This is a genomic window from Caulobacter soli, from assembly GCF_011045195.1.
In the GTDB taxonomy this organism is placed as follows: Bacteria; Pseudomonadota; Alphaproteobacteria; order Caulobacterales; family Caulobacteraceae; genus Caulobacter; species Caulobacter soli.
The window spans coordinates 5,092,230-5,116,227 of the sequence record NZ_CP049199.1 but is presented as its reverse complement, the minus strand read 5'-3'; the positions used below and the strand labels follow the sequence as shown (position 1 = coordinate 5,116,227).

The following is a 23,998-nucleotide window of genomic DNA, read 5'->3' as shown; positions in this document are numbered from 1 at the left end:
GCGCTAGAGCTCCATCTCGTTCATGCAGGCCGCCAGGCTGTCGCGCCAGGGACGAGGACGCCAGGACAGCATCCTTTGAATCTTGGCGACGTCCAGCCGAGAATTGGCCGGGCGCTTGGCGCGGGTTGGATATTGATCGGTGGTGATCGGCCGCACGCGAGCGGTCGGTCCGCCGCGCAGGGCCGATTGGGCGAACACCGCCGAGGCCAGGTCGGCCCAGCTGGCGTCGTCCGCGCCGCTGAGGTGATAGACGCCGGCCAGGCCAGGATCTCGCGCCAGGGCGTCGACCGCGAGCAGCGCGGCCTGCGCGCAGTCGCGCGCCCAGGTCGGGCGGCCCAGCTGGTCGGCGACGACGCCGATCTCGTCGCGATCGGCGGCCAGACGCAGCATGGTCTTTATGAAATTGCTGCCGTGAGCGCTGTAGACCCAGGACGTCCGCAGGATGAGGGCCGCGCCGCCCGCCTGGATCACCGCCTGCTCGCCGGCCAGTTTGCTGGCGCCGTAGACGCCCGTCGGGGCGGTGGGATCGGTTTCGACATAGGGCCGGTCCAGCGCGCCATCGAAAACGTAGTCGGTGGAGAAGTGCACGAACGGCAGACCACGGTCGGCGCAGACCCGCGCCATGGCCGCCGGCGCGTCGCGGTTCAAGGCATAGGCCGCGGCGGCGTCGCTCTCGGCGCGGTCGACGGCGGTATAGGCCGCGGCGTTGATCACGGCGAGGGGCGCGGTGGCGGCGATGAAGGCGTCGATGGCGTCGGCATGGGTCAGATCCAGCGTCTCGCGTCCGGCCAGGATCATGGCGCGGCCTTCGACTTCACCGGCTCGCGCGAGTTCGCGCGCCACCTGGCCGTTATGGCCGAACACCAGAAGAGGCGAGCCCATGGATCAGCCGGCCTCGGTGGTCAGCAGACCCAGGCGGGCGCCATCATAGGTCTTGCGCAGCGGGGTCCACCAGTCGGCGCGGGCCAGATACCATTCGACGGTCTTGCGGATGCCGGTCTCGAAGGTGTCGCGCGCGCGCCAGCCCAGTTCGGTCTCGAGCTTGGTCGCGTCGATGGCGTAGCGCCGGTCGTGGCCGGGGCGGTCGGCGACGAAGGTGATCAGATCGCGGCGCGAGCCCCCGGGGCCGGGCGCCAGTTCGTCCAGCAGGTCGCAGATCGTCTGGACGACCTGGAGATTGCTGCGCTCGTTGCGGCCGCCGACGTTGTATTTCTCGCCCGGGCGACCTTGTTCCAGGATCATGCGCAGGGCGCGAGCGTGGTCCTCGACGAACAGCCAGTCGCGAATATTGGTCCCGTCGCCATAGACGGGCAGCGGCCGACGCTCCAGGCCGTTCAGGATCATCAGCGGAATCAGCTTCTCGGGGAAGTGATAGGGGCCATAGTTGTTGGAGCAGTTGGAGACGACCACCGGCAGGCCATAGGTGTGGAACCAGGCCATGGCCAGATGGTCGGCCGAGGCCTTCGACGCCGAATAGGGCGAGGTCGGCGCATAGGCGGTGGTTTCCTCAAACAGGCCCTCGGCGCCCAGGCTGCCATAGACCTCGTCGGTGGAGACGTGGACGAAGCGGAAGGCCGCCTTGGCCGCGCCCTCCAGGCCGCGCCAGTAGTCCAGGGCGCAGTCCAGCATCACATACGTGCCGACGATGTTGGTCTCGACGAACGGGCCCGCGCCGGAGATCGAGCGATCGACATGGGACTCGGCGGCCAGGTGCAGCACCGCGTCGGGGCGATGGGTGTTGAACACCGCCTCGACCGCGGCGCGGTCGGTGACGTCGGCCTGGACGAAGACATAGTCAGGCGAGTCCGCGATCTCGGCCACCGAGGTCAGGGTGCCGGCATAGGTCAGCTTGTCGAGATTGACGACCTGGTCGCCGATCTCGTCGATCAACAGGCGGCAAACCGCCGAGCCGATGAACCCCGCGCCGCCGGTGACGAGAATCTTCAACGGAGAATCCTTTAGGTCGACGTCCGTGAGTGCGACGCCCGTTTGGAGAGGCTCTAATGGAAGTTGGCGCTTCTGTCGTGAATATCAGCCGCATCATCGGCGTCCGCGACGGGGCTTCGGCGGAAGCCCAGCGCGAATGACGCGCTCAATCGTTCTGGTCGTGGATGAAGGCGCTGTCCAGGCTGGCGAGCAGGGGCGCGCCAGCGTCACGGGCGTTGGTCGTGATCTGATCGACCGGAACACCCCAATCGATCGCCAGGGCGGGATCGTTCCAGCGCAGCGCGCCTTCGGCCTGAGGCGCGTAGTAGGCGGTGACCTTGTAGAGAACCTCGCAAGCCTCGGCGAGGGTGCAATAGCCGTGCGCAAAACCCTTGGGGACCAGCAGCTGCTGGCCGTTTTCGGCCGAAAGTTCGGCGCCGACCCACAGGCCGAACGTCGGCGAACCCTCGCGGATATCGACCGCCACATCGAAAATCGCGCCCTGCACGCAACGCACGAGCTTGTCCTGGGCATGGGGCGGCTTCTGAAAGTGCAGACCCCGCAGAACGCCGCGCTGCGTCGAGCGCGCGTGGTTGTCCTGGATGAAGGTTCCGCCGGCGAAGCCCGCCTCTTCCAGCGCCGACTGACGAAAGGTCTCTGAAAACCAACCCCGCTCGTCGCCATGGCGCGCCGGCGTGATAAGCAGCACCTCGGGAATCGCCATCGGCGTGATCTTCACTACTCTGACCCTCTAAGAAATGAGCACGCCACGCATGGCTTGGCCCACCGGCAATGGCAAGAGCGCTGAAGCGCCATTGATCAGCGTGATCATCGTCGCCTATCAAAGCGGACCGACGCTCGCGCGCTGTCTTGATCATCTGCGCGCCCAGACCTTCACGGACTTCGAGGTTCTGGTCGTCGACAACGCGTCCACCGACGGCGCGCCGCAGGCCGTCGCGGCGACGGATCCGGATTTGCGCCTGATCGAGCCGGGCGCCAATCTCGGCTTCGCGGCGGGCAACAATCTCGGGGCGCGCCAGGCGAAAGGGCGTTGGCTGGCGCTGCTCAATCCGGACGCCTTCGCCCGCCCGGATTGGTTGAAGCAGCTGGTCATCGCCGCGGAAGCTCGACCGGACATTCACTGCTTCACGTCGCTGCAGCGTGACGCGGCTGATCCAGCCCTATTGGACGGGACCGGCGATGTCATGACCTTGGCGGGATTCCCCTATCGTGGCGGGTATCACCGCGCCGCGCCGGCCGTGACGCCGGAGGGTGAAACCTTTTCAGCCTGCGGCGCGGCCATGCTGATCGATCGGGCCCTCTTTCTCGAGATCGGCGGCTTCGACGAAAGCTTTTTCTGTTACTGCGAGGACGTCGACCTGGGTTACCGCCTGCGTCTGATCGGCGAGGCGACGCACCTGGTTCCAGGGGCCGAGGTGGCTCACATCGGTTCGGCCTCGACGGGCGTCCGATCCGACTTCACCCTGTTTCATGGCTCTCGCAACCGGATCTGGGTGTTCGCCAAGAACACGCCGACCGCCTTGCTTTGGACGGCGCCGCTTCATGTGCTGGCGACCTTCGTCCTTCTGTTGCGCCATCTGAGCCGGGGAGAAGCGGCGCCGGCTTGGCGAGGTATTCTGGCGGCGTTGAAGAATCTCGGCCCGGTGCTGGCGGAACGCCGGCGCCTTCAAGCCACGCGCACCGCCAGCGCGTCGGATATCGCGCGGGCCATGACTTGGAATCCGCTCGATCTGTTTGGCATGCGCAGCGTGATCAAGCCGCCGAAAGGTCCTCGATCAGCCGACGCATGAAGGCCGCGCCGCGCTCCATCTGGCTGATCTCGACGAACTCGTCGGGCTGGTGGGCCTGGTCGATCGAGCCGGGCCCACAGATCACGGTCGAGAAGCCCGCGCCCTGGAACTGGCCGGCCTCGGCGGCATAGGGCACCACGCGCGGCGGGCCGTTGTCGCCGGCGATACGGCGCGCGAAGGTCTCGGCCGCGCCGTCGATCTCGGGCGCGAAGGCCGGGGTCATCGAGCGGGTCTCGACCACCACGCCGCCCTCGGGCGCCTTGGCCTTGATCTCGGCGTCCAGACTTTCGGCCATAGCGAAGAAGTCGGCGAGGATGGTCTTGGCGTCCAGGCCCGCGGGCATGCGCAGGTCGAAGATGAACACGCACTCCCGCGCCAGGATGTTGACCGCCGTGCCGCCGTTGACCTGGCCGATGGTCAGGGTCGCGCCCTTGGGGGTGAACGGCGAGTCCGGGTCGGCCTCGCGCGCCAGCCGCTCGGACAGCTCGACCAGATGGTTCATCAGCTTGATGGCTGTCATGTTGGCCGAGACGCCCAGGTGGGTCAGGCTGGAATGGGCCTCGCGGCCGGTGACCGTGACGCGGAAGCTGGCGATGCCCTTGTGGCCGCGCACGGCGACCATGTCAGTGGGTTCGCCGACCACCACCAGGGCCGGGCGTGGCAGCTCCTTGGCGATCACCGCGATCATGTCCGGCGCGCCCAGGCAGCCGATCTCCTCGTCATAGGAGAAGGCCAGGTGCACGGGGCGATCCAGCTGCTTCTTGGCCAGGTCCGGCGCGGCGGCCAGGGCCAGGGCCAGGAAGCCCTTCATGTCGCAGGTTCCCCGGCCATAGAGCCGCCCGTCGCGGGGGGTCAGAACGAACGGGTCGCTGGTCCAGGGCTGGCCGTCGACCGGCACCACGTCGGTATGGCCCGACAGCACGACGCCGCCGGGAACCGCGGGGCCGATGCTGGCCAGCAGGTTGCTCTTGGTCCCGTCGTGATTGGGCACCCGGCGCGAAGCGACACCTAGGTCTGAAAGATAGGCCTCGACCCATTCGATCAGGGCCAGGTTGGACAGCCGCGAGGTGGTGTCGAAGGCCACCAAGGTGGACAGGATGTCGATGGCGCGAGCGGCCAGGACTTCCGAGGACGCGATTTCGGAGGAGGGAACCATGGCGCGACCCTAGCGCGGGTCCGGGCGCGCGCCTACCGGCCTGAGCCCTGATCTGCTTTGTTGGCGTTCTATGCTTCGACCCCGAGCAGGAACGCGCGCCATGATCGATCTGTACACCTGGACCACGCCCAACGGCCGCAAGGCCTCGATCGCCCTGGAGGAACTGGGGCTGGAGTACCGCGTGCATCCGGTCGACATCGGCCAGAACCAGCAGTTCGCGCCGGGCTTCCTGGCCATCTCGCCCAACAACAAGATCCCGGCGATCGTCGACCACGACGCGCCAGATGGTCCGCGGTCGGTGTTCGAGAGCGGGGCGATCCTGGTCTATCTGGCCGAGAAGACCGGCAAGCTGCTGGCGGCCTCGGGGCCGGACCGGACGGCGGCGCTGGAATGGACCTTCTGGCAGGTCGGCGGGCTGGGGCCGATGGCCGGCCAGCTGGGCTATTTCGCCCTGCGCGCGCCCGAGCCGATCGAGCTGGCCATCGACCGCTTCGCCGACGAGGTGCGGCGGCTGCTGGGGGTCATGGAGGGGCGGCTGGAAAAGGTCCCGTACCTGGCCGGCCGGGACTATTCGATCGCCGACATCGCCAGCTACGCCTGGACCAAGGCCTCGCTGGAGACCCTGGAGAAGATCCAGCCCGACCGTCCGCCGCTGCCGGCGGTGCGCGCCTGGCTGGACCGGGTGGGCGAGCGGGCCGCCGTGCGGCGGGGCATGGCCGTGCCGAAGATCTAGGCCGGCGCCCGCTCCTTCGGCGCCTGGATCTTGGTGGTCAGCACGTCGATCAGCTCGATGCGGAAGATCATCACGCTGTTGCCGGGGATCGGACCCTTGTCCTGGGCGCCGTAGCCCAGTTCGGGCGGCACATAGAGCGTCCACTCGTCGCCCGGCCGCATCATGACCAGAGCCTCGCGCCAGGCCGGCACCAGGCCTTGCAGCGGGAACGAGGCGGGCACGCCGCGCTCGTAGGAGCTGTCGAACACCGTGCCGTCGACCAGCTTGCCCTCGTAGTTGACCTTGACCTCGTCGGTCGGGTTGGGCTTGGCGCCGCCCGGCGGGCCCGAGCGGACGATCTTGTACTGCAGGCCGTCGGCCAGGGTGACGACGCCGGGTTGCTTGGCGTTGCTGGCCATGAAGGTCTGGGCGGCGGCCAGGCTTTCCTGCTGCTTCTTGCTGGGACCGCAGGCCGACAGGGCCAGGGTGGCGGCGAGGGCGGCCGCCGCGAAGGCGAAACCGAGGGGGCGGACCATGAGGCGACGGGCTCCGGGGAACATTCGTCCGTGCTAGACCATTTCGTGCTCTCCCGCGCGCCGATTTTCGGCAGTCCAAAGTTTGGCCCAGGTTTGAGACGGATAGTCACAGAACAGTGGTGGCGCCGGATCGCGGCGCGCCCTAGAAACCGTCCCCACCCAGTGACCGTTCATGAGGCTCCCATGAAACCCGTCCGCAAAGCCGTCCTTCCCGTCGCGGGCTTCGGCACCCGGGTCCTGCCCGGCACCAAGACCACCCCGAAGGAACTGCTCAACGTCGTGGACAGGCCGATCCTGTCCTACATCGTCGAGGAAGGGCGCGCGGCGGGCATCGAGCACTTCGTCTTCGTGACCGGTCGCAACAAGGGCGCGATCGAGGACTATTTCGACCACCAGGTCGAACTGGAAGCGGCCCTGGCCGCCAAGGGCAAGACCGCCCTTCTCGAAGAGCTGCTGGGCGAGCTGCCCAAGCCCGGCGAGATGAGCTTCGTGCGCCAGATGGCCCCGCTGGGCCTGGGCCACGCGGTGTGGTGCGCCCGCGACATCATCGGCGACGAGCCGTTCGCGGTGATGCTGCCCGACATGGTGATGTCGGCCTCCACCCCGGCCCTGGCCCAGGCCATCGAGGCCTATGACCAGAAGGGCGGCAACATCGTCGTGGTCGAGCCGGCGCCCGAGGGCATGGCCCACCAGTACGGCATCGTGGCCCTGGACGGCCAGGACGGCCGCCTGAACCGCATGACCGGCATGGTCGAAAAGCCGCCGAAGGGCACCGAACCCTCGAACCTGTTCATCTCGGGTCGCTACATCCTGCAGCCGGAAATCTTCGACCTGCTGGAAAAGCAGGGCAAGGGCGCCGGCGGCGAGATCCAGCTGACCGACTCGATGCTGAGCCTGCTGAACAGCCAGGATTTCCACGCCCTGGAATACGAGGGCGAGACCTACGACTGCGGCGACAAGATCGGCCTGCTGCGGGCCAATGTGGCCCTCGCGCTGAAGCGTCCGGACCTGGCCGACGCCGCGCGCGAGATGATCAAGGGGCTGCTGTAGATCCTGATCCCTCTCCCCCTGCGGGAGAGGGTGGCCCCACGGAGTGGGGTCGGGTGAGGGGTTGAAGAACAGAAACGCCGCGACAGCTTCAAAGCTGGTCGCGGCGTTTTGCTTTTGAGAGACCCCTCATCCGGCTTCGCCGACACCTTCTCCCGCAAGGGGAGAAGGAAGAAGTCACACCGCGCGCGGCGGGTAGCCCTTCTCGCGCAGGGCGTCCATGACGTCCTGGGTGTGCTGGGCGTCGCGGGTCTCGATGGTGATGTCGAACTCCGCGCCCTTGGCCGGAACGTCCAGGGCCAGGCGGTTGTGGTTCACCTCGATGATGTTGGCGCCCATCGTGCCGATGACGTTGGCCACGGTCGACAGCAGGCCCGGGCGGTCGTCGCCGACGATGCGCAGGGACACCAGGCGCTGGGCGCGCACCAGCTCACGGGTCAGGACCGAGGCCAGCAGGCGGGTGTCGATATTGCCGCCGCACAGGATCAGGCCGCACTTCTTGCCGCGGAACCGCTCGGGATAGGCCAGCAGGGCGGCCAGCGAGGCCGCGCCGGCGCCTTCGGCGATGGTCTTCTCGACGTTGCAGTACAGGGCCACGGCCTGTTCGATGTGCGGCTCTTCCAGCAGCAGCACGTCGTCGATCAGCGGCCGGGCGACGCCGTAGGTCAGCTCGCCCACCTGCTTGACCGCGACGCCTTCGGCGATGGTCTGGCCGCCGCAATGGGCGGTGACGCCGCGCATCTTGGCGGTGAAGGACGGATACATCGCCGGCTCGCAGCCGATGATGCGGATGTCGGGCGCGATGGCCTTGGCGGCCGTGGCCACGCCGCTGATCAGGCCGCCACCGCCGATCGGCACCGGCAGAATCTCCAGGTCCGGAACGTCTTCCAGCATCTCCAGGGCGATCGTGCCCTGGCCGGCCATGATGTCGTAGTCGTCGAACGGATGGACGAAGGTCAGGCCCTGCTCGACCTGCAGCTTGCGGGCGTGGGCGCTGGCGTCGTCATAGCTTTCGCCCTCGATCACCACGGTCGCCCCGAAGTCGCGGGTGTGCTGCACCTTGATGAACGGGGTGGTCTTGGGCATGACGATGGTCACCGGCACGCCCAGGCGCGCGCCGTGATAGGCCAGGCCCTGGGCATGGTTGCCGGCGCTGGCCGCGATGACGCCCTTGGCCTTCTCGGCGTCCGACAGCAGCATCAGCTTGTTCAGCGCGCCCCGTTCCTTGTAGGCGGCGGTGAACTGCAGGTTCTCGAACTTCACCCAGACTTCGGCGCCGGTGATCTTGGACAGCGTCCGGGAATACCGGCACGGGGTGCGCTCGATCTGGCCGGCGAGGCGGGCCGCGGCGGCGCGGATGGCGGTGATGTCGAGGGACGAGGTCATGCCAGCTTGGATTTCGCCAGTTCGACCACGTGGTCGGCGGTGATGCCGAAGGCCTTGTAGAGTTCGGGCGCAGGCGCGCTGGCGCCATAGCCGCTCATGCCCACGAAGCCGCCGTCCGCGCCGATGTAGCGATCCCAACCCTGGCGCACGCCCGCCTCGACCGCGATGCGCACGGCGGCGTCGCCCAGGACGCCGCTGCGATAGGACTCGTCCTGGGCCTCGAACAGGGACCAGCTCGGCATGGAGACGACGCGGGTCGCGACGCCCTCGGCTTCCAGCCGGTCGCGGGCCTTGACCGCGATGGCGACCTCCGTGCCCGTCGCGAACAGCGACACCTGGGCGGGGCCGGACGCGGCGACCAGTTCGTAGGCCCCACGGGCGCTGAGATTGTCGCGCGCGGGTTGGCGGCGCACGGCGTCGGTCTTCTGACGCGACAGCACCATCACCGACGGAGCCTTGTTGCTCTTGAGCGCCAGGGACCAGCATTCGGCCACTTCGACGGCGTCAGCGGGTCGGAAGACGTTGAGGTTGGGCATGGCGCGCAGGCTGGCCACCTGCTCGACGGGCTGGTGGGTGGGTCCGTCTTCGCCGACGCCGATCGAGTCGTGGGTCATCACATGCACCACCCGCACGCCCATCAGCGCGCCCAGCCGAATGGCCGGTCGTGAATAGTCGGCGAAGGCCAGGAAGGTGCCGGCGTAGGGAATGACGCCGCCGTGAAGCGCCATGCCGTTCATCGCCGCGGCCATGGCGTGTTCGCGCACGCCGTACGCCACGTGGCGGCCGCTGTAGTCGGGGTGATCGAAGGTCCCCATGCCGGCCACGAGCGTGTTGACCGAACCGGTCAGGTCGGCCGAACCGCCGATCATTTCGGGGATGGCCGGGACCAGCGCCGCCAGGGCGTCGCCGGAGAACACCCGCGTGGCGTTGGCGGGGGCTTCGACGACCTGCTTGGCGATCAGGGCGTCCAGATTCTCGAACGCGGCGGCCGGCAATTCGCCACGCACCGCGCGCGCCAGTTCGGCGCCCTTGGGCGAAGCGGCCACGTCGCGTTCCCAGGCCTTCCGGGTGCGGGCGCCGCGCTTGCCGGCGGCGCGCCAGGCCTTGACCACCTCTTCGGGGAGGACGAAGGGCGCGTGCGGCCAACCCAGGGTCTGGCGCGCGGCCGCGGTGTGCTCGGCGCCGAGGACGCCATGAGCCTTGTAGTGGCCGGCCATCGCGCCGGCGCCGCGACCGATCTGCGTCTTGCAGGCGATCATGGACGGCCGGTCCTGCTTGGTGGCCCAGGCCAGGGCGCGGCGGATCTGGCCGTGGTCGTGGCCGTCGATGGCCTTGACCGCCCAACCCGCGGCCTTGAAGCGGGCGAGCTGGTCGCCGACGTCGGACAGGCCGACCTTGCCGTCGATGGTGACGTCGTTGTCGTCCCACAGCACGGTCAGGCGCGACAGGCGAAGACGGGCGGCCAGGCTGATCGCCTCGTGGCTGACGCCCTCCATCAGGCAGCCGTCGCCGGCGATCACCCAGGTGCGGTGGTCGACGAGGCCTTCGTAGCGGGCGGCCATCGACCGCTCGGCCATCGCCATGCCAACGGCCGTCGCCAGACCCTGACCCAGCGGACCGGTGGTGGTCTCCACGCCGGGGGTGTGGCCGTATTCCGGATGGCCCGGGGTCAAAGAGCCCATCTGCCGGAAGCGCTTGAGCTGCTCCAGGGTCACTTCCTTGACGCCCGTCAGGTGCAGCAGGGCGTAGAGCAGCATCGAGCCATGGCCCGCCGACAGCACGAAGCGGTCACGATCGGGCCAGTCGGGCCGGGCCGCGTCGTACTTCAGGAACTTGGTCCACAGCACCGTGGCCACGTCGGCCATGCCCATGGGCATGCCGGCATGGCCGGAATTGGCGGCCTCGACCGCGTCCATCGCCAGAACCCGAATGGCGTCCGCCATGACGAGCGCCGCGTCGCGCGGCTCGGTGGAAGGAGGCGAAAGGGTCATGACAATGCTTTGGGGCGAGATGGCGGGAAGGCGTCTCTCTGCATCATTGCGCCGCGCGTCGCAAGCGAACGACACCCCGGGGCGCGTCGAGTTGCCAAGCCCGGCGGGAGGGGCTAGGTCGAGTCGACCCACAACCCTCACGGATCAAAGCATGCCGGCCTCCGTTCACCCGTCCTCCTATGTCGATGACAATGTGACCTTGGGCGAAGGCACCACGATCTGGCACTTTTCCCACATTCTCGGCGGCTCGCGGATCGGCCAGAACTGCTCGTTCGGTCAGAACGTGATGGTGGGGCCGAACGTGACCATCGGCGACAACTGCCGGGTCCAGAACAATGTCAGCCTCTATGAAGGCGTGGAGCTGGAGGACAATGTGTTCTGCGGCCCCTCCTGCGTGTTCACCAACGTCGTGACCCCGCGCTCGGGCGTCAATCGACGGGGCGAATTCGCGCCGACCAAGGTGCGCAAGGGCGTGACGATCGGGGCGAACGCCACGATCGTCTGCGGCTCCGAATTGGGCGAATACGCGTTCATCGCCGCCGGCGCGGTGATCACCAAGGACGTCAAGCCCTTCTCCCTGATGGCGGGCGTCCCGGCTCGCCGCATCGGCTGGGTCAGCCATGCCGGCGAGGTGCTGCGCGACGATCTCACGTGCCCGCGGACCGGCGAAAAGTACGAGGTCGTCAATGGACAGCTTCGGCGCGTCGAGGCCTGACCCCGGCGGCGCCGACGCGCCGCTTCGCATCCTGCTGATCGCCCGCCATTTTCCGCCGCACGTCTCCGGCGGCGCGCGCCGGCCCTACCTGTTGGCGCGCGCGCTGAACGCGCTGGGGGCGCAGGTGCGCGTGATCGCGCCAGGCCTGCCCGCCGGGATCGCGGGCGTCGTCGCGCCCCTGCTGCATGCGCCCGAGGTTTCCGGCGTGGCCGGCCCAGCGGTCAAGGCCTCGTTGTCGGCGCGGCTGAGGTCCTGGGCGCGCTGGTTGCTGCTGTGGCCTGACGCCGACATCCGGTGGGCGCGCAGAGCCGTGCGCGCGGCCGAGGGCCTTGGTGATTTCCGGCCGGACTGGGTGATCACCACAAGCCCTCCGGAGTCCATCCATTGCGCGGGCCCCGCCCTGGCGCGCCGATATGGGGCGCGTTGGGCGGCCGACATGCGCGACGAGTGGCTGACGCGGCCGTTCCGTCCGGAGCTGGCGCATCCGCTGAGGCGCTGGATCGAGACGATCATCGCGCGCGATCTGCTGCGGCGAGCGGACTTGATCACCTGTGTCGACGACGTGGTCGCCCGCGAGGCTCGCCAGCTGGCGCCGAAGGGCGTCGTGGCGGTGCTGTCCCAGTTCGCGGCCCCGCCGCCGCCGCCCGCCGAGCTGCCCACTGATCGCGTACACGTTTTCTATACAGGCAGCGTGTCGCTGTCGGACCCGTTCTGCGACGTCGAGGCGTTGCGGACGGCCGTGGCGACGGCTTCGGCGGCGCGACCGGATCTGCTGTTCCATTTCGTCGGCCGCCTCACGCCCGGGGAAGCCGAGGTCCTGGGCTCGGCCGGCCCACCAGGCGCGGTGCGTCTGTATGGCGCGGTGGACTATGAAACGACCCGGACCTTGCAGGCGGCGGCCGACGCCTTCCTCGTGACCGCCGCGCGCGACGCCACCGCCATTCCCGGCAAGGTCTACGAGTACCGAGCGGTCGGAGCCCCGATCATCGCCGCGGGCGAAGGTCCGTGGCGGGCGCTTGGCGGCTATGATCCGGGCGACGCCGCGGAGCGGCTGGTCAAGCTGGTCAAGCGCCGCCCGGGGGATCGCGTGGGTCCGGGCATCGACACCCCCGAGGACGCCGCCCGCCGCCTCCTGGCGCTGATGGCCTCGGTCAGCGACCCGCGTCGAACATCGCCGACCAGCTGACGAACACGGCCAGGCGGAAGGCGGCCGCGTTGGCTTCGCTTCGATGGCCGACCTGAGCCTCCAGCCGGTCCAGCGCGGCCGAATCCAGGAAATCGAACCGCGCGCGCGCCTCGGACAATCGCTCCAGGGCCCAGGGCCGCCAATGGCCGGCCATCCAGCCGTCCTGCGGCGTCACGAAGCCCAGCTTGCGGCGGCGGCGCGTGATGGCGTCGGGGATGAGGCCCTGGGCGGCGCGGCGCAGAATGTCCTTGGTCCAGCCGTCGCGCATCTTGATCTGGCTCGACATGCCCAGGGCCAGGTCGACGACGCGCGGCGCCAGGTAGGGCAGGCGGCTTTCCACGCCGTGGGCCATGGCGTTGCGGTCTTCATAGCGCAACAGGGCGGGCAGCGACGCGCGGGTCAGGAGGTCCTGGGTCATGGCGTCGTACAGGCCATGGCCGGGTCGGGCGGGCGCCAAGGCCGGCTCGTGGCCTGGCATGGGCCAGTCGGCGGGCGGATAGCGCCCGCGGGCCCGCGCGAAGCCTCGCAATGCCTGCTCCGGCGCGAGGCGGATCAAGGCGCCCTTGGCCAAGGCGCTGGTCGAGAACGTCGCGCCGTCGCTGGCGTGGGCGCGGGCCGAACGCAGCGCGCCGAGGGGGTCCAGCGCCGCCAGCCGCTCCGCCAGGTGGTGGCCGATCATGTGGTCGTAGCCGCCAAACAGCTCGTCAGCGCCCTGGCCGTCGAGCATGACCTTGAGGCCTTCCTCGCGGGCGCTGCGGAACACGAACCACTGCAGGCAGACCGAGCTGTGGGCGAAGGGCTCGCCCTGGGCCTCGATCACCGCGTCCAGATTGGCCAGCATGTCGTCCCCGGTCGGCGTGATCAGCCGCGCGGGGTGGTCGTTGGCGGCCAGGGCCGCGTTCAGATAGGGCCGTTCCGAAAGCGCCTCGTCTTCGTCGTAGACGGCGCTGACGGTGTGGATGCCCATCGCCCCGCGCTCGGCCAGCCGGCGCTGGGCCAGGGCCACGATCAGGGTCGAGTCCAGGCCGCCCGACAGGCAGCTGCCCACCGGCACGTCGGCGGCCAACCGCAAGGCCACCGCCTCGTCGAGGGCCGCGCGCAGCCGCTCGGCCAGATCGTCGCCCGCCACCGCTTCAGCGTCGAAACGGGTCCAGGGGCGGAACGCTTCGCGGCTCGGCGGGGCGTTCGGATCCAGGTCGAATTCGGCCCAGCAGCCGGCGGGGACGCGTTGGATGCCGGCGAAGAAGGTGCTGTCGTCAAAGTCGACCGCGCCGATATTCAGGAAATCGGCGGTCGCGGCCTCGTTCAGGGCGCGGCCGTCGGTCAGGAAGGGCAGCAACTGGCGGACGTCGGACGCGAAGGCGAACCCCTGGTCCTGGCCCACCCGAACCTTGGCCCAGAGGATCGGCTTCTCGCCGAAACGGTCGCGGGCGACGATCAGCTTGCGTCGGCGGGCGTCGTGGATGACGAAGGCGAACATCCCGTCCAGCCGGGCCAGGCAATCGGCGCCCCAGTGGTCCCACGCCGCCAGCAGCACCTCGGTGTCGCCGTGCGTGTGGAAGACGTGGCCGGCGGCTTCGAGCTCCTCGCGCAGCGCGCGGAAATTGTAGATGGCGCCATTGAAGACGATGTGAAGACCCGGATCACCGGCCGATACGCGCCGCGACATCGGCTGGTTGGACGCGGCTGTCAGATCGTAGATCGCCAGGCGGCGGAAACCCAGGACGACCGGAGCGCCCTCGCCCCCGGGCTCATGCCAGCCCTCGCCGTCGGGGCCGCGCCGCCAGATCGTCGACAGCATTCGCTCGTCCCTGCGAACGCCGATCGACGCCCAGATGCCGCACATGACCCTTCGACTCCGTCTGGCGCGCGGTCGTTATCGTCGTAAATTCGGCGCGCGGTCGCGGCGAGGCCTAGGGTATATAGGGCCATGTCGCAAGCTTCCGATCTCCCTTCCGATCTCACCGGCCGCAAGGTCGCCCTCTTCGCGCGGATCTTCGATCGCGGCGATGGGCGCCTGCTGAAGCAGAGGGCCGCCTTGGCGGCCGCGGGGGCTCAGGTCGCCAGCTTCGCGATGGTCGACCACGACCGTTCCGCGCCGGATGTGACGACGCCGGACTGGCGGGCCCGGCGAAGCGGCCGACTGCTCTCGGGCGGCGTGTTCGCGGCGGCGTTGGCGCGTGGCGCCCGCTGGTCGGACGCTCGCCGGACGGCGGCGCAATGGTTCGAGTACCGCGCCCAGATCCGGGCCGCCGCCGACGCCGTGGCGGCCTGGCGGCCGGACGTGATCGTCTGCTCGGATCCCGAAACCCTGCCGGCGGCCGCGCGGGCCAAGACTCTAAGTGGGGCTCGCCTGATCTACGACGCGCACGAATTCCATGAAGAGGAGGTGCAGGGCGACCCGGCCCGCGCGGCATGGGTGCGCCGGATCGAGGCCGGCGCGGCGCCGGCGCTGGACGGCTTCGTCACCGTCAACGCCGGGATCGCGGGGCTGTATGCCGAGCGGCGGCCGGATTTCCCGCGCGCGGTCCTGGTTCACAACGCCGCCGACCAGGCGACGCCGCCGGTCTATGACGGCCGCCTGCACCGGGCCGCGGGCCTGGCCGACGATGTGCGGATCCTGCTCTTCCAAGGCGGTCTGGCGCCGATGCGCGGACTGGAAGCCCTGGTCGAGGCGGGGGCGGGCCTGCCGGCCGGCTGGGCGCTGGTGTTGATGGGGTCGGGTCGACTGGAGGCGCGCCTGCGCGAACAAGCCGATCCGGACCGGGTGCGCTTCGTTCCGCCGGCGCCGTTCGCCGAGCTGCCGTCGTGGACGGCGGGGGCGGCGCTGGGCGCCTTGCTCTACGAGGATCTCAGCCTCAACCAGCGCCATTGCACGCCAAACAAGCTCTGGGAATATCCCGCCGCCGGCGTGCCGATGCTGGCGACCGACTTGCCGGAAATCCGGCGGTTGGCCCAGCCCTACGGCGTGGCGTTCCTGACGCCCTCGGGCGCGGCGCCGGATGTCCTGTCGGCGCGCGTGGCGGCGTTGACCGAGGACGACATGGCCCTGGCCCGGGCTGGAGCCGCGCGTTTCACCGCCGCGCACAGTTGGCAAGCGAACGCCGCCGCTTTCGTCGCCGAGGTCGCCCGTCTGACGGCGCTCTAGCGTTTCCCAGGTCCGGCGACCGGGCCTGGGAAACGTGAGAGGCGGCTGAACGTCGTTCTAGGCGCGCACGACCTTGTCGCTGGGTTTCGCGACGTGCCGCGCCACGGCGTTGCGCGTGTCGACCACCAGCGGCAGATGCTCAAGCAGCAGTTCGTAGTCGATGTTGTCGTGATCGGTGGAGATCAGGGCGCAGTCGAACTGAGCCAGGCTTTCCGGCGTCAGCGGCGTGGATTCCCAGCCCGCCAGTTCCGGATGCTCGCGCGTGGGCGGGATCGAGGGCAGGTAGGGGTCGTGATACGACACCTTGGCGCCTCGGGCCTGCAGCAGATCGATCAGGATCAGCGACGGGCTTTCGCGCATGTCGTCGATGTTCTTCTTGTAGGCCAGGCCCACCACCAGGATCTTGGCGCCGTTGATGGCGATGGACAGCCGGTCGCTGAGCGCCTCGGCCACGGCCTCGATCACGTTGCGCGGCAGCTGGTTGGTGACGTCGCCGGCCAGTTCGATGAAGCGGGTCGACAGGCCGAAGGCGCGGGCCTTCCAGGTCAGGTAGAACGGATCGATGGGGATGCAATGCCCGCCCAGGCCGGGACCCGGATAGAAGGCATGGAAGCCGAACGGCTTGGTCTTGGCCGCGTCGATGACCTCCCAGACGTCGATCCCCATGCTCCGGAACACGCCCTTCAGTTCATTGACCAGGGCGATGTTGACCAGGCGATAGATGTTCTCGGTCAGCTTGACGGCCTCGGCGGCGCGCAGGCTGGAGACGGGCACCGGAGTCGTGATCAGGCGGTAGAGGGCCACGGCGATGTCGCGCTCGGCGTCCGTGTCGGCGCCGACCACCTTGGGGATGGTGGTGGTGTCGAAGTGCGGGTTGCCGGGGTCTTCGCGCTCGGGGCTGTAGGCCACGGCGAAGTCGCGTCCGACCTTCAGGCCGGAGGCGGCCTCGAGGAGCGGGATCATCACCTCCGAGCTGGTGCCGGGATAGGTGGTGGATTCCAGCACGACCAGCTGGCCGCGTCGCAGGACCTTGCCGATCGCGTTGGTCGTGTCCCGCACGAAGGACAGGTCCGGTTCGCGGTGGATGTCCAGGGGCGTGGGCACGCACAGCAGGATGGCGTCGGCCTCGGCCAGCCGCTCGACCGCGGTCGTCGCTTCGAACAGCCCGCTGGCGCGCATGTTCGAGACGATGGGATCGCCAATGTGCGCGAAATAGGACTCGCCGGCGTTGAGCTGAGCGACCCGACCCTCGTCGATGTCGTAGCCGATCACCCGGACGTTCTTCTCGACATAGGCGCGGGCCAGCGGAAGACCCACATAGCCCAGGCCCATGATGCCCACGGTGATTTCGCGGGCGTCGGCCCGCCGCACCCAATCAACAGCCAGGGCCTCGAAGGCCGCGTCCGTGTCGTGCCTGGAGAAAGCGTCGAGTTTCATGCGTTGGCGCCAATCGCGTTTCGCACGCTCTGGATGATGTAGTCCTGGTCCTCGACGTTCAGGTCGGGGTGCATCGGCAGGCTGATGACCCGCTTGGCTTTGTCCAGGGTCACGGGAAGGCCCGAAGGGCTCAGGGGGTGGCTGTCATAGGCCGGCTGCATGTGCAGCGGGATCGGATAGTAGGCCGCCGTCGGCACGCCCACGGCCTTCAAGGCCTGGGCCAGGCCGTCGCGGTCCTCGACCTCGATGGTGTATTGCGCCCAGGTCGAGCGGCCGCCCTCGATCACCGCGGGGGTGCGCGCGACGTCCGACAGCTGTTGGGCGTAGCGATCGGCGACCTCGTTGCGGCGGTCGATCTCCCAGGCGTAGACGTCCAGCTTCTCCAGCAGGATGGCCGCCTGGATGGTGTCGAGGCGGCTGTTCATGCCGACCCGCATGTTCAGGTACTTCGGATCGTGGGCGAAGGAGCGACCCTCGACGTCGCGCTGCGTGGCCTTGCCGTGCACGCGCAGCGAATCCATCAGCTCCACGAGGCCGGCGTCGTTGGTCAGCACGGCCCCGCCGTCGCCGTAGCAGCCCAGGGGCTTGGCCGGGAAGAAGCTGGTGGTGGCCACGTCGGCCCAGTGCAGCGGGTGCTTGCCGTCCAGCGTGCAGCCGAAGCCCTGGGCGCTGTCGGCGATCAGCTTCAGGCCTTCGCGGTCGCAGATGGCCTTGATGGCCGGATAGTCGGCGGGCTGGCCGAACAGGTCGACGGCGATCACCACCTTGGGGGTCAGCTTGCCGTCGGCCTTGGTCTTGGCGATCGCGGCCTCGAGGTCGGCCGGATTCATGTTGAAGGTGTCGGGCAGGATGTCGACGAACACCGGCGAAGCGCCGACCCACGGCACGACTTCGGCCGTGGCGGCGAAGGTGAAGGACGGGCAGAACACCGCGTCGCCCGGTCCGATGTCCCAGGCCATCAGCGGGAGGGCCAGGGCGTCGGTGCCGTTGGCGCAGGACAGGGCGAACTTGGCGCCGCCGAACTCGGCCAGGCGCTTTTCGAACTCGCGCACCTGCGGCCCCATGATCCACTGGCCGGCGTCAACGGCGGACATGACGGCCTTGTCGATCCGCTCGCCCAGGCGGCGGCGCTGGGCTAGGAGATCGATGAAGGCGAGCGTTTTAGGGGCGGACATCACAAGGCTCCGGCGTCGATAGACGGGTTAGGCGTTTTGGGTCGAGGCGCGACGGGCCGAGGCGCTCGCGGCGGTGAGAACCTTGAGCACGCGGATGCCTTCGTCCGCCGAGGTGCGCGGCGTGGCTTCCCGTCCTTCGACCACGTCGAGGAAGTGCTGGCATTCGCGCTTCAGCGGTTCCTCGGACGGATAGGGCACGTATTCAGCCTCGGCTTTCACGGGCTCGGGAGCGCCGTCGCCACGCTTGATCCCGTGGCGATACAGCCGCAGCTTCTCGGGACCGGCGGCCGAATCCTCGAACACCAGCATCCCCGTCTCGCCGACGACGGTGAGCAGGTGGCGCTTGAACGGGTGCAGCCAGGCGGTGAAGACATGGGCGCGAGCGCCGCCCGGGAAGGCCATCTCGATGCGGCTCATGTCGTCGACGCCAGGCGTGACGATGTCGACGCCCGTGGCGGTCACGGAGACGGGATCGGCGTCCATCAACGTCAGCAGCATCGACAGGTCGTGGGGCGCGAAGCTCCAGCAGACATCTTCCTCGACCCGGAATTTTCCGAGGCTGAGGCGGTCGGAATAGGCGTAGCGCACCGCGCCGATCGCGCCGTCGCGCACCATGTCGGCCAGGGTTTCGAAGGCGGGATGATAGCGCAGCAGATGGCCGACCATCAGCGCTTTGCCGTTCGCTTCGGCGGCGGCCTTCATCCGTTCGGCGTCTTCGACGGTCAGGGCGATGGGCTTCTCGACGAAGACATGCTTGCCGGCGTTCGAGGCGGCGATGCACACCTCGGCGTGGAGTTCGGCGGGGGCGGCGACCGCGACGCCCTCGATCGTGGGATCGGCAAGGCACGCTTCCAGCGAGAGAGCGCGGACGCCGTGCGTGGTCGCCAGGGCCTGCGCAACCTCAGGCCGTGGATCGACCACCGCGCCCAGGGCTCCCAGTTCCGCGAAATTTCGAACGAGGTTCTTGCCCCAGTACCCGCAACCGACGACGGCTATACGACCAGCCAAAATGGCGCCTCCAAATGGAGGACCGGGCATAGCGCTTCGCTATTGGGTAGTAAAGCAACGAGATTACGACGATCCTGGCGCGTGCGATCGGGCCGAAGCGTCACGGCGCCACGAGGTTGGAAACTGGGAAAGGCCGGGATAGTAGAGCGGTCGCGAACAGCGCCAGGGCTTCGGAGATCAATATGTGCGGCATAGCGGGCATGATCCACCTCGATGGTGAGCGCATCCCCCAACTCGCCCGCAGGCTGAGGATGATGAACGACATCCAGGCGCACCGTGGCCCCGACGGCCACAGTGTCTGGGTGTCGCCCGATGAATCCGTGGGATTGGCGCACCGTCGCCTGGCGATTGTCGACCTGAGCGACCGCGGCGCGCAGCCGATGGTGGGCCAGGACGAGTCGGTGCTGGTGCACAACGGCGAGGTCTACAATTTCGTGGAACTGCGGGCGGCGCTGTCCTATCGCTGGACCTTCCGCAGCGCCACCGACACCGAAGTGATCCTGGCCGCCCATGCTCGCCATGGCGACGAGGCGGTCGAGCGCTTCAGGGGCATGTTCGCCTACGGTTTGTGGCGGCCGCGTGAGCGGCGACTGACCCTGGCGCGCGACCCGTTCGGCATCAAGCCGCTCTATTACGCCCAGGTCGGCCGGCTCTTGATGTTCTCGTCGGAAGCCAAGACGCTGCTGCCGTTCCTGCCCGACGTCGAGACCGATCCCGAAGCCTTCGCCGAATACGTGGCGCTGCAGATTCCCCTGAGCGAGCGCACCCTGTTCGCCGGGGTCTGTCAGCTTCCCGCGGGCCACACCATGGTCATCGAGAACGGACACGTCAGGACGCGCGCCTACTGGCGGCCCGAATACGCCTATCGCGACATCTCCCAGGCCGAGGCCGTCGAGCGTCTCGAGGCCCTGGTCGAGGAGTCGCTGGCCCTGCACCTGCGCAGCGACGTGCCGGTGGGCGCCTATTTGTCTGGCGGCGTCGATTCCAGCCTCATCGCGATCATGGCCGCGGAGGGGAATCACGAGAACCGCGACTTCTTCCACGGCAAGTTCACGGAATTTCCGGGCTACGACGAGAGCGGCTACGCGCGTGAAGCGGCCGCTTCGGCGTCGGGCCGCCTGCACGAGATCGACATCACCGCCTCGGACTTCATCGAGTCGATGCCCAAGGTGATCTACCACCTGGACCAGCCGGTGGCGGGCCCTGGCTCGTTTCCGCAATACATGGTGTCCAAGCTGGCGGGCGAGCATGTGAAGGTGGTGCTGGGCGGCCAGGGCGGCGATGAGATTTTCGGCGGCTACTCGCGGTACATGGTCGGCTATCTCGAGCAGGGTCTGCGGGCGGCGATCCAGGGCGAGGACGATCCGGGCCTGCGAGATCTCCCGCTGGCCTCGATCCTGCCGCAGCTGTCGTCGCTGCGGGAGTATCAGCCGCTGATCAAATCGACCTGGTCCTCGGGCCTGTTCGGGCCGTTCGACGAACGCTACCTGCGCCTGATCAACCGCACGGTCGACATGGCCGGCGAGGTCGAGCTGGAAGACCTGCCCATGGCCTCGGTGGCCGAGCGGTTCACCAGTGTGTTCAATGAAGCGGGCGTGGGCGAACGGGCCTATTTCGACAAGATGATGCGCTTCGACATGCGCTTCCTCCTGCCGGCCCTGCTGCAGGTCGAGGATCGCATGGGCATGGCGCACGGCCTGGAATCGCGGGTGCCCTTCCTGGATCGGCCGCTGGTCGAGTTCGTGGCCTCGCTGTCGCCCGCGATCAAGCTGACGGGCGGCGTGTCCAAGAACCTGCTGCGCCAGGCGTTCGGCCAGCGCCTGCCGCCATCGCTGCTGGACCGGCGCGACAAGATGGGCTTCCCCGTGCCCCTCAAGGAGTGGTTCGGGGGCGAACTGCGGAGCTTCGTCCACGACACCTTCAACAGCGCGCGAGCCGGAACGCGACCCTGGGTGCGCCGTGACGAGGTCCTGAAGAACATGACCGCGATGGGGTCGTTCTCGCGCACCGCCTGGGGAATGCTGTCGCTGGAGCTGTGGTACCAGCAGTTCCACGACGTGGCCCACCAGAAGCGCCAGGCGGCGCTGGCCCTGGCCGGCTAGGCCAGGGCCGGTCGGTCGCCCGCCCTGTTCAGGCGGTCGCGAACCACTGGTCGATGTGCTCGACGATCCGGCGCGCGGCGTGACCGTCGCCGTAGTCGGTGATCCCGCGGCGGGGCGAGACGAAGTCCGGCGTGCGCCAAAGCCGGTTCCAGCCGGCGTCGATCGTTTCCACCCACTCGGTTTCGTCGCGCAGGGTCACGCAGGGCCGGCGATGGAAATAGGCTTCCTTCTGCAGGCCGCCGCTGTCGCAGCAGACCAGTTCGCAGCCGCTGATCAGGCGCTGCAGATCCAGATAGCCGGCGGGGTCGATGGGCATGAAGCCTTCCAGGCCGATACCGGCCGCCTCGCAGATCTTGCGCGTGCGGGGGTGGACCGGGAAGACGATGAGCCGTCCAGCGGCCGTCTCGCGCACGTAGTCCAGCAAGGCCCGCAGCCGGTCGAGGTCGTTGGTGTTCTCGGCGCGGTGGATGGTGCAGAGCACGTAGGGGCGACCGACCAGATCCAGGGTCTCCAACACCGTCGACGCGGTTTCGGCGCGAGCCGCCGCCTGTTGGGTGGCGTCCTGCATGACATCGCCGACCGCGTACACACCCTGGGTCACGCCCTCGCGGACCAAGTTCTCGACGGCGGCGGCCGTGGGGCAGAACAGCAGATCGCTGACGTGATCGGTCAGCACGCGGTTGATCTCCTCCGGCATGGCCCGGTTGAACGAGCGGAGACCCGCCTCGATGTGGAAGACCGGGATGCTCAGCTTGCTGGCGGCCAGCGCGCCCGCCAGGGTGGAGTTGGTGTCGCCGTAAACCAATACGCCATCGGGCCGTTCGTCGATGAACAGGCGGTCCAGCGCCTCCAGCATGCGGCCCGTCATCTCACCGTGCGAGCCGCCTGAAATGTTCAGTTTGAACGATGGTTGCGGAATCTGCAGTTCTTCGAAGAAAACCTCAGACATGTTGGCGTCATAGTGTTGTCCGGTGTGGACGATATAGGATCGCGACGCGGCGTGGTCTTTGAACGCGCGTTCGACAGGCCCGGCCTTGATGAATTGGGGGCGCGCCCCAACCACGCTGAAAATTCGCCGCTGCGGCATTTGAGGCTCCAGATTTTTCCAGTATGAGAACAGTTTGGGTAGAAGTGAGTCCGCTTGACAGCCGAAGGGCTTTTGGGCCATTCCCTGCCATCAAGAATTTCGAACCTCATGTGATTTGATGACAGTTCTTATCCATCCAACGGCTGAAGTCCACCCGCTGGCCAAGTTGGGTAAAGGGGTTAAGATCTGGAATAATGCTCAGGTTCGCGAGCGCGCCGTGATTGGTGACGCCACGAGCATTGGCAAAAATGCATTTGTGGATATTGATGTCAACGTCGGTTCCAACTGCAAAATCCAGAACAATGTTAGCGTTTATCTAGGAGCCACCGTCGAGGATGGGGTTCTTCTGGGTCCGCACTGTGTGCTTCTGAATGACCGGTTTCCGCGCGCGATCAATGCTGACGGATCCTTCAAGAGCGCGGATGATTGGGTCGTGTCTGGTGTGACCGTGCGTTACGGCGCCTCGATCGGCGGCGCCGCCGTGCTCACCCCGGGCGTCACCATTGGGCGTTGGGCGCTGGTGGGCGCTGGATCCGTGGTCGCCAAGGATGTGCCCGAGCATGCGCTGGTGGTCGGCAACCCGGCCCGCGTGATCGGCTACATCTCCCCGGCGGGACGGCGGATGAGCGTTGTCGGACGCGACGGCGATCGGGTCTTTCTGTCCTCACCGTGCGGTTTTGAGCTAGAGATCAGTGAGGTCGTGAATCCGGTCTAAAAATTGACCGTTTCGCCGGGCTCTTGCCGGTGAATCATCGCACGCGTCACGCCGTTCGGACACTTTTATGAAAAACGCACTCCAGGTTAGCGCTCGGGATCTGCAAGACAGCTTTGCTCGTCTTCCGCTGGCCTTCTTTCTGGCTTGGCAGGATTTGCGCGTGCGGTACGCGCGCTCGTTGATCGGTCCGTTCTGGGTCAGCATCTCGATCCTGGTCACCGCCTCGGCCCTCAGTTTCGTGATGACCGGCCTGTTCGGCGGAGAGCTGCGCAAGGCGCTGCCCTTCGTTCTCATGGGCATCATCATCTGGTCTTTCCTCTCGCAGTCGCTGATCGAGGCCTGCACCACCCTGATCTCGGCGCGAAACCACCTGTCCGGTTCGCCGCTGCCCTATGGCCTGATGATCCTGTCCGCGATCATCCGCAACGCCATCGTCACCGCTCACCACCTCGTGGCTTTCCTTGTCGTGGCGCTGGTCATGGGGATCCGCCCGTCGCTGTCGATGCTGATGGCGATCCCCGGGATCGTGCTGGTGTTGACGGCCGTGACGGGCCTGGTCTTCGTCGTGGCGTGCCTTACGCCGCGTTTCCGCGACATGGTGCCCCTGATCGGCATGGCCATGGGGATCGGGGCGCTTCTGTCGCCGGTCTACTGGCGGCCCGAGACCCTGGTGCGCAACAAGGCCATCGTGCTGCTCAACCCCATCACCTATCTGCTCGACGTGATGCGTGCGCCGCTGATCAACGAACCGACATTGCCGCACGCCTGGTCGCGGGCCCTGGCCTCCGCGGCCGTGTGCCTGATCCTGGGACTCGGGGTCTTCGTTCTCACCCGCCGCCGCCTGCCCTTCTGGATCTAGC

Annotated in this window: 21 protein-coding genes; 9 read left to right on the top strand and 12 right to left on the bottom strand. The window is 68.0% G+C overall.

Going from position 1 to position 23,998, the window contains the following annotated elements:
* Positions 1 to 3 precede the first annotated feature (3 nt).
* From rfbD to rfbC, 3 genes are all read right to left on the bottom strand, one after another.
* The gene (rfbD, locus tag G3M62_RS23845) at positions 4 to 882 is read right to left on the bottom strand and encodes a dTDP-4-dehydrorhamnose reductase (protein ID WP_165191025.1); all 879 of its coding nucleotides are present in this window, start codon (positions 880 to 882) and stop codon (positions 4 to 6) included.
* A 3-nt stretch (positions 883 to 885) separates the two neighbouring features.
* A complete protein-coding gene (rfbB, locus tag G3M62_RS23840; RefSeq protein WP_165191024.1) occupies positions 886 to 1,947 on the bottom strand; it encodes a dTDP-glucose 4,6-dehydratase in 1,062 nt (353 codons plus the stop codon).
* Positions 1,948 to 2,092: 145 nt separating this feature from the next.
* The gene (gene rfbC / locus G3M62_RS23835) at positions 2,093 to 2,665 is read right to left on the bottom strand and encodes a dTDP-4-dehydrorhamnose 3,5-epimerase (RefSeq protein ID WP_165191023.1); all 573 of its coding nucleotides are present in this window, start codon (positions 2,663 to 2,665) and stop codon (positions 2,093 to 2,095) included.
* Between the two features lie 34 nt (positions 2,666 to 2,699).
* Here rfbC and G3M62_RS23830 point away from each other — a divergent pair, with 34 nt between their 5' ends.
* Complete coding sequence (locus tag G3M62_RS23830) at positions 2,700 to 3,737, top strand: glycosyltransferase family 2 protein (protein ID WP_165191022.1); 1,038 nt, start codon at positions 2,700 to 2,702, stop codon at positions 3,735 to 3,737.
* Here the strand turns inward: G3M62_RS23830 and argE are convergent.
* Entirely contained in the window at positions 3,700 to 4,893 is a 1,194-nt protein-coding gene (gene argE, locus G3M62_RS23825) for an acetylornithine deacetylase (RefSeq protein ID WP_165191021.1), read from the bottom strand. The genes G3M62_RS23830 and argE overlap by 38 nt on opposite strands.
* A 100-nt stretch (positions 4,894 to 4,993) precedes the next feature.
* Here argE and G3M62_RS23820 point away from each other — a divergent pair, with 100 nt between their 5' ends.
* Positions 4,994 to 5,626, top strand: coding sequence for a glutathione S-transferase N-terminal domain-containing protein (locus G3M62_RS23820; RefSeq protein ID WP_165191020.1), 633 nt, complete (start codon positions 4,994 to 4,996; stop codon positions 5,624 to 5,626).
* Here the strand turns inward: G3M62_RS23820 and bamJ are convergent.
* On the bottom strand, positions 5,623 to 6,141 hold the full coding sequence (gene bamJ, locus G3M62_RS23815; RefSeq protein ID WP_165191019.1) for a BamJ family beta-barrel-assembly machinery protein: 519 nt from the start codon (positions 6,139 to 6,141) through the stop codon (positions 5,623 to 5,625). The genes G3M62_RS23820 and bamJ overlap by 4 nt on opposite strands.
* A 183-nt stretch (positions 6,142 to 6,324) precedes the next feature.
* Here bamJ and G3M62_RS23810 point away from each other — a divergent pair, with 183 nt between their 5' ends.
* Positions 6,325 to 7,191: a UTP--glucose-1-phosphate uridylyltransferase gene (locus tag G3M62_RS23810; RefSeq protein WP_165191018.1), complete on the top strand. Its 867-nt coding sequence runs from the start codon at positions 6,325 to 6,327 to the stop codon at positions 7,189 to 7,191.
* A gap of 174 nt (positions 7,192 to 7,365) precedes the next feature.
* Here G3M62_RS23810 and G3M62_RS23805 read toward each other — a convergent pair whose 3' ends face one another.
* Both G3M62_RS23805 and tkt read right to left on the bottom strand, forming a co-directional pair.
* Entirely contained in the window at positions 7,366 to 8,574 is a 1,209-nt protein-coding gene (locus G3M62_RS23805) for a threonine ammonia-lyase (protein WP_165191017.1), read from the bottom strand.
* Positions 8,571 to 10,517: a transketolase gene (tkt, locus tag G3M62_RS23800; RefSeq protein WP_165191016.1), complete on the bottom strand. Its 1,947-nt coding sequence runs from the start codon at positions 10,515 to 10,517 to the stop codon at positions 8,571 to 8,573. Before tkt ends, G3M62_RS23805 begins: the two co-directional genes overlap by 4 nt.
* A 199-nt stretch (positions 10,518 to 10,716) precedes the next feature.
* On the opposite strand from tkt, the gene G3M62_RS23795 reads away from it, so the two are divergent.
* Positions 10,717 to 11,280, top strand: a complete 564-nt coding sequence (locus G3M62_RS23795; RefSeq protein ID WP_205691927.1) for an acyltransferase — start codon at positions 10,717 to 10,719, stop codon at positions 11,278 to 11,280.
* On the top strand, positions 11,252 to 12,466 hold the full coding sequence (locus G3M62_RS23790; RefSeq protein ID WP_165191014.1) for a glycosyltransferase: 1,215 nt from the start codon (positions 11,252 to 11,254) through the stop codon (positions 12,464 to 12,466). The genes G3M62_RS23795 and G3M62_RS23790 overlap by 29 nt, the downstream gene beginning before the upstream one ends.
* On the opposite strand, the gene asnB (G3M62_RS23785) is transcribed toward G3M62_RS23790, so the two are convergent.
* A complete protein-coding gene (gene asnB, locus G3M62_RS23785; RefSeq protein WP_165191013.1) occupies positions 12,432 to 14,267 on the bottom strand; it encodes an asparagine synthase (glutamine-hydrolyzing) in 1,836 nt (611 codons plus the stop codon). The genes G3M62_RS23790 and asnB (G3M62_RS23785) overlap by 35 nt on opposite strands.
* A gap of 129 nt (positions 14,268 to 14,396) precedes the next feature.
* Between asnB (G3M62_RS23785) and G3M62_RS23780 the strand changes: the two genes are divergently transcribed.
* Positions 14,397 to 15,614, top strand: coding sequence for a glycosyltransferase (locus G3M62_RS23780; RefSeq protein WP_165191012.1), 1,218 nt, complete (start codon positions 14,397 to 14,399; stop codon positions 15,612 to 15,614).
* A 57-nt stretch (positions 15,615 to 15,671) separates the two neighbouring features.
* On the opposite strand, the gene G3M62_RS23775 is transcribed toward G3M62_RS23780, so the two are convergent.
* Genes G3M62_RS23775 through G3M62_RS23765 form a run of 3 tightly spaced genes read right to left on the bottom strand, consistent with a single transcriptional unit; the run spans position 15,672 to position 19,234 of the window.
* Positions 15,672 to 17,051: a nucleotide sugar dehydrogenase gene (locus G3M62_RS23775; RefSeq protein ID WP_165191011.1), complete on the bottom strand. Its 1,380-nt coding sequence runs from the start codon at positions 17,049 to 17,051 to the stop codon at positions 15,672 to 15,674.
* A complete protein-coding gene (locus G3M62_RS23770) occupies positions 17,048 to 18,226 on the bottom strand; it encodes a DegT/DnrJ/EryC1/StrS family aminotransferase (RefSeq protein WP_165191010.1) in 1,179 nt (392 codons plus the stop codon). Before G3M62_RS23770 ends, G3M62_RS23775 begins: the two co-directional genes overlap by 4 nt.
* A 27-nt stretch (positions 18,227 to 18,253) precedes the next feature.
* Positions 18,254 to 19,234 carry a Gfo/Idh/MocA family protein gene (locus tag G3M62_RS23765; RefSeq protein ID WP_165191009.1) on the bottom strand — a complete coding sequence of 327 codons (981 nt, stop codon included), beginning with the start codon at positions 19,232 to 19,234 and terminating at the stop codon, positions 18,254 to 18,256.
* Between the two features lie 182 nt (positions 19,235 to 19,416).
* On the opposite strand from G3M62_RS23765, the gene asnB (G3M62_RS23760) reads away from it, so the two are divergent.
* Positions 19,417 to 21,336, top strand: a complete 1,920-nt coding sequence (asnB, locus tag G3M62_RS23760) for an asparagine synthase (glutamine-hydrolyzing) (protein WP_281360077.1) — start codon at positions 19,417 to 19,419, stop codon at positions 21,334 to 21,336.
* 28 nt (positions 21,337 to 21,364) lie between these two features.
* On the opposite strand, the gene wecB is transcribed toward asnB (G3M62_RS23760), so the two are convergent.
* Positions 21,365 to 22,423 carry a non-hydrolyzing UDP-N-acetylglucosamine 2-epimerase gene (gene wecB / locus G3M62_RS23755; protein ID WP_165191007.1) on the bottom strand — a complete coding sequence of 353 codons (1,059 nt, stop codon included), beginning with the start codon at positions 22,421 to 22,423 and terminating at the stop codon, positions 21,365 to 21,367.
* A gap of 118 nt (positions 22,424 to 22,541) precedes the next feature.
* Here wecB and G3M62_RS26820 point away from each other — a divergent pair, with 118 nt between their 5' ends.
* Both G3M62_RS26820 and G3M62_RS23745 read left to right on the top strand, forming a co-directional pair.
* Positions 22,542 to 23,138: an acyltransferase gene (locus G3M62_RS26820; protein WP_165191006.1), complete on the top strand. Its 597-nt coding sequence runs from the start codon at positions 22,542 to 22,544 to the stop codon at positions 23,136 to 23,138.
* 67 nt (positions 23,139 to 23,205) lie between these two features.
* Positions 23,206 to 23,997, top strand: coding sequence for an ABC transporter permease (locus G3M62_RS23745; RefSeq protein ID WP_281360076.1), 792 nt, complete (start codon positions 23,206 to 23,208; stop codon positions 23,995 to 23,997).
* Position 23,998: the final 1 nt, after the last annotated feature.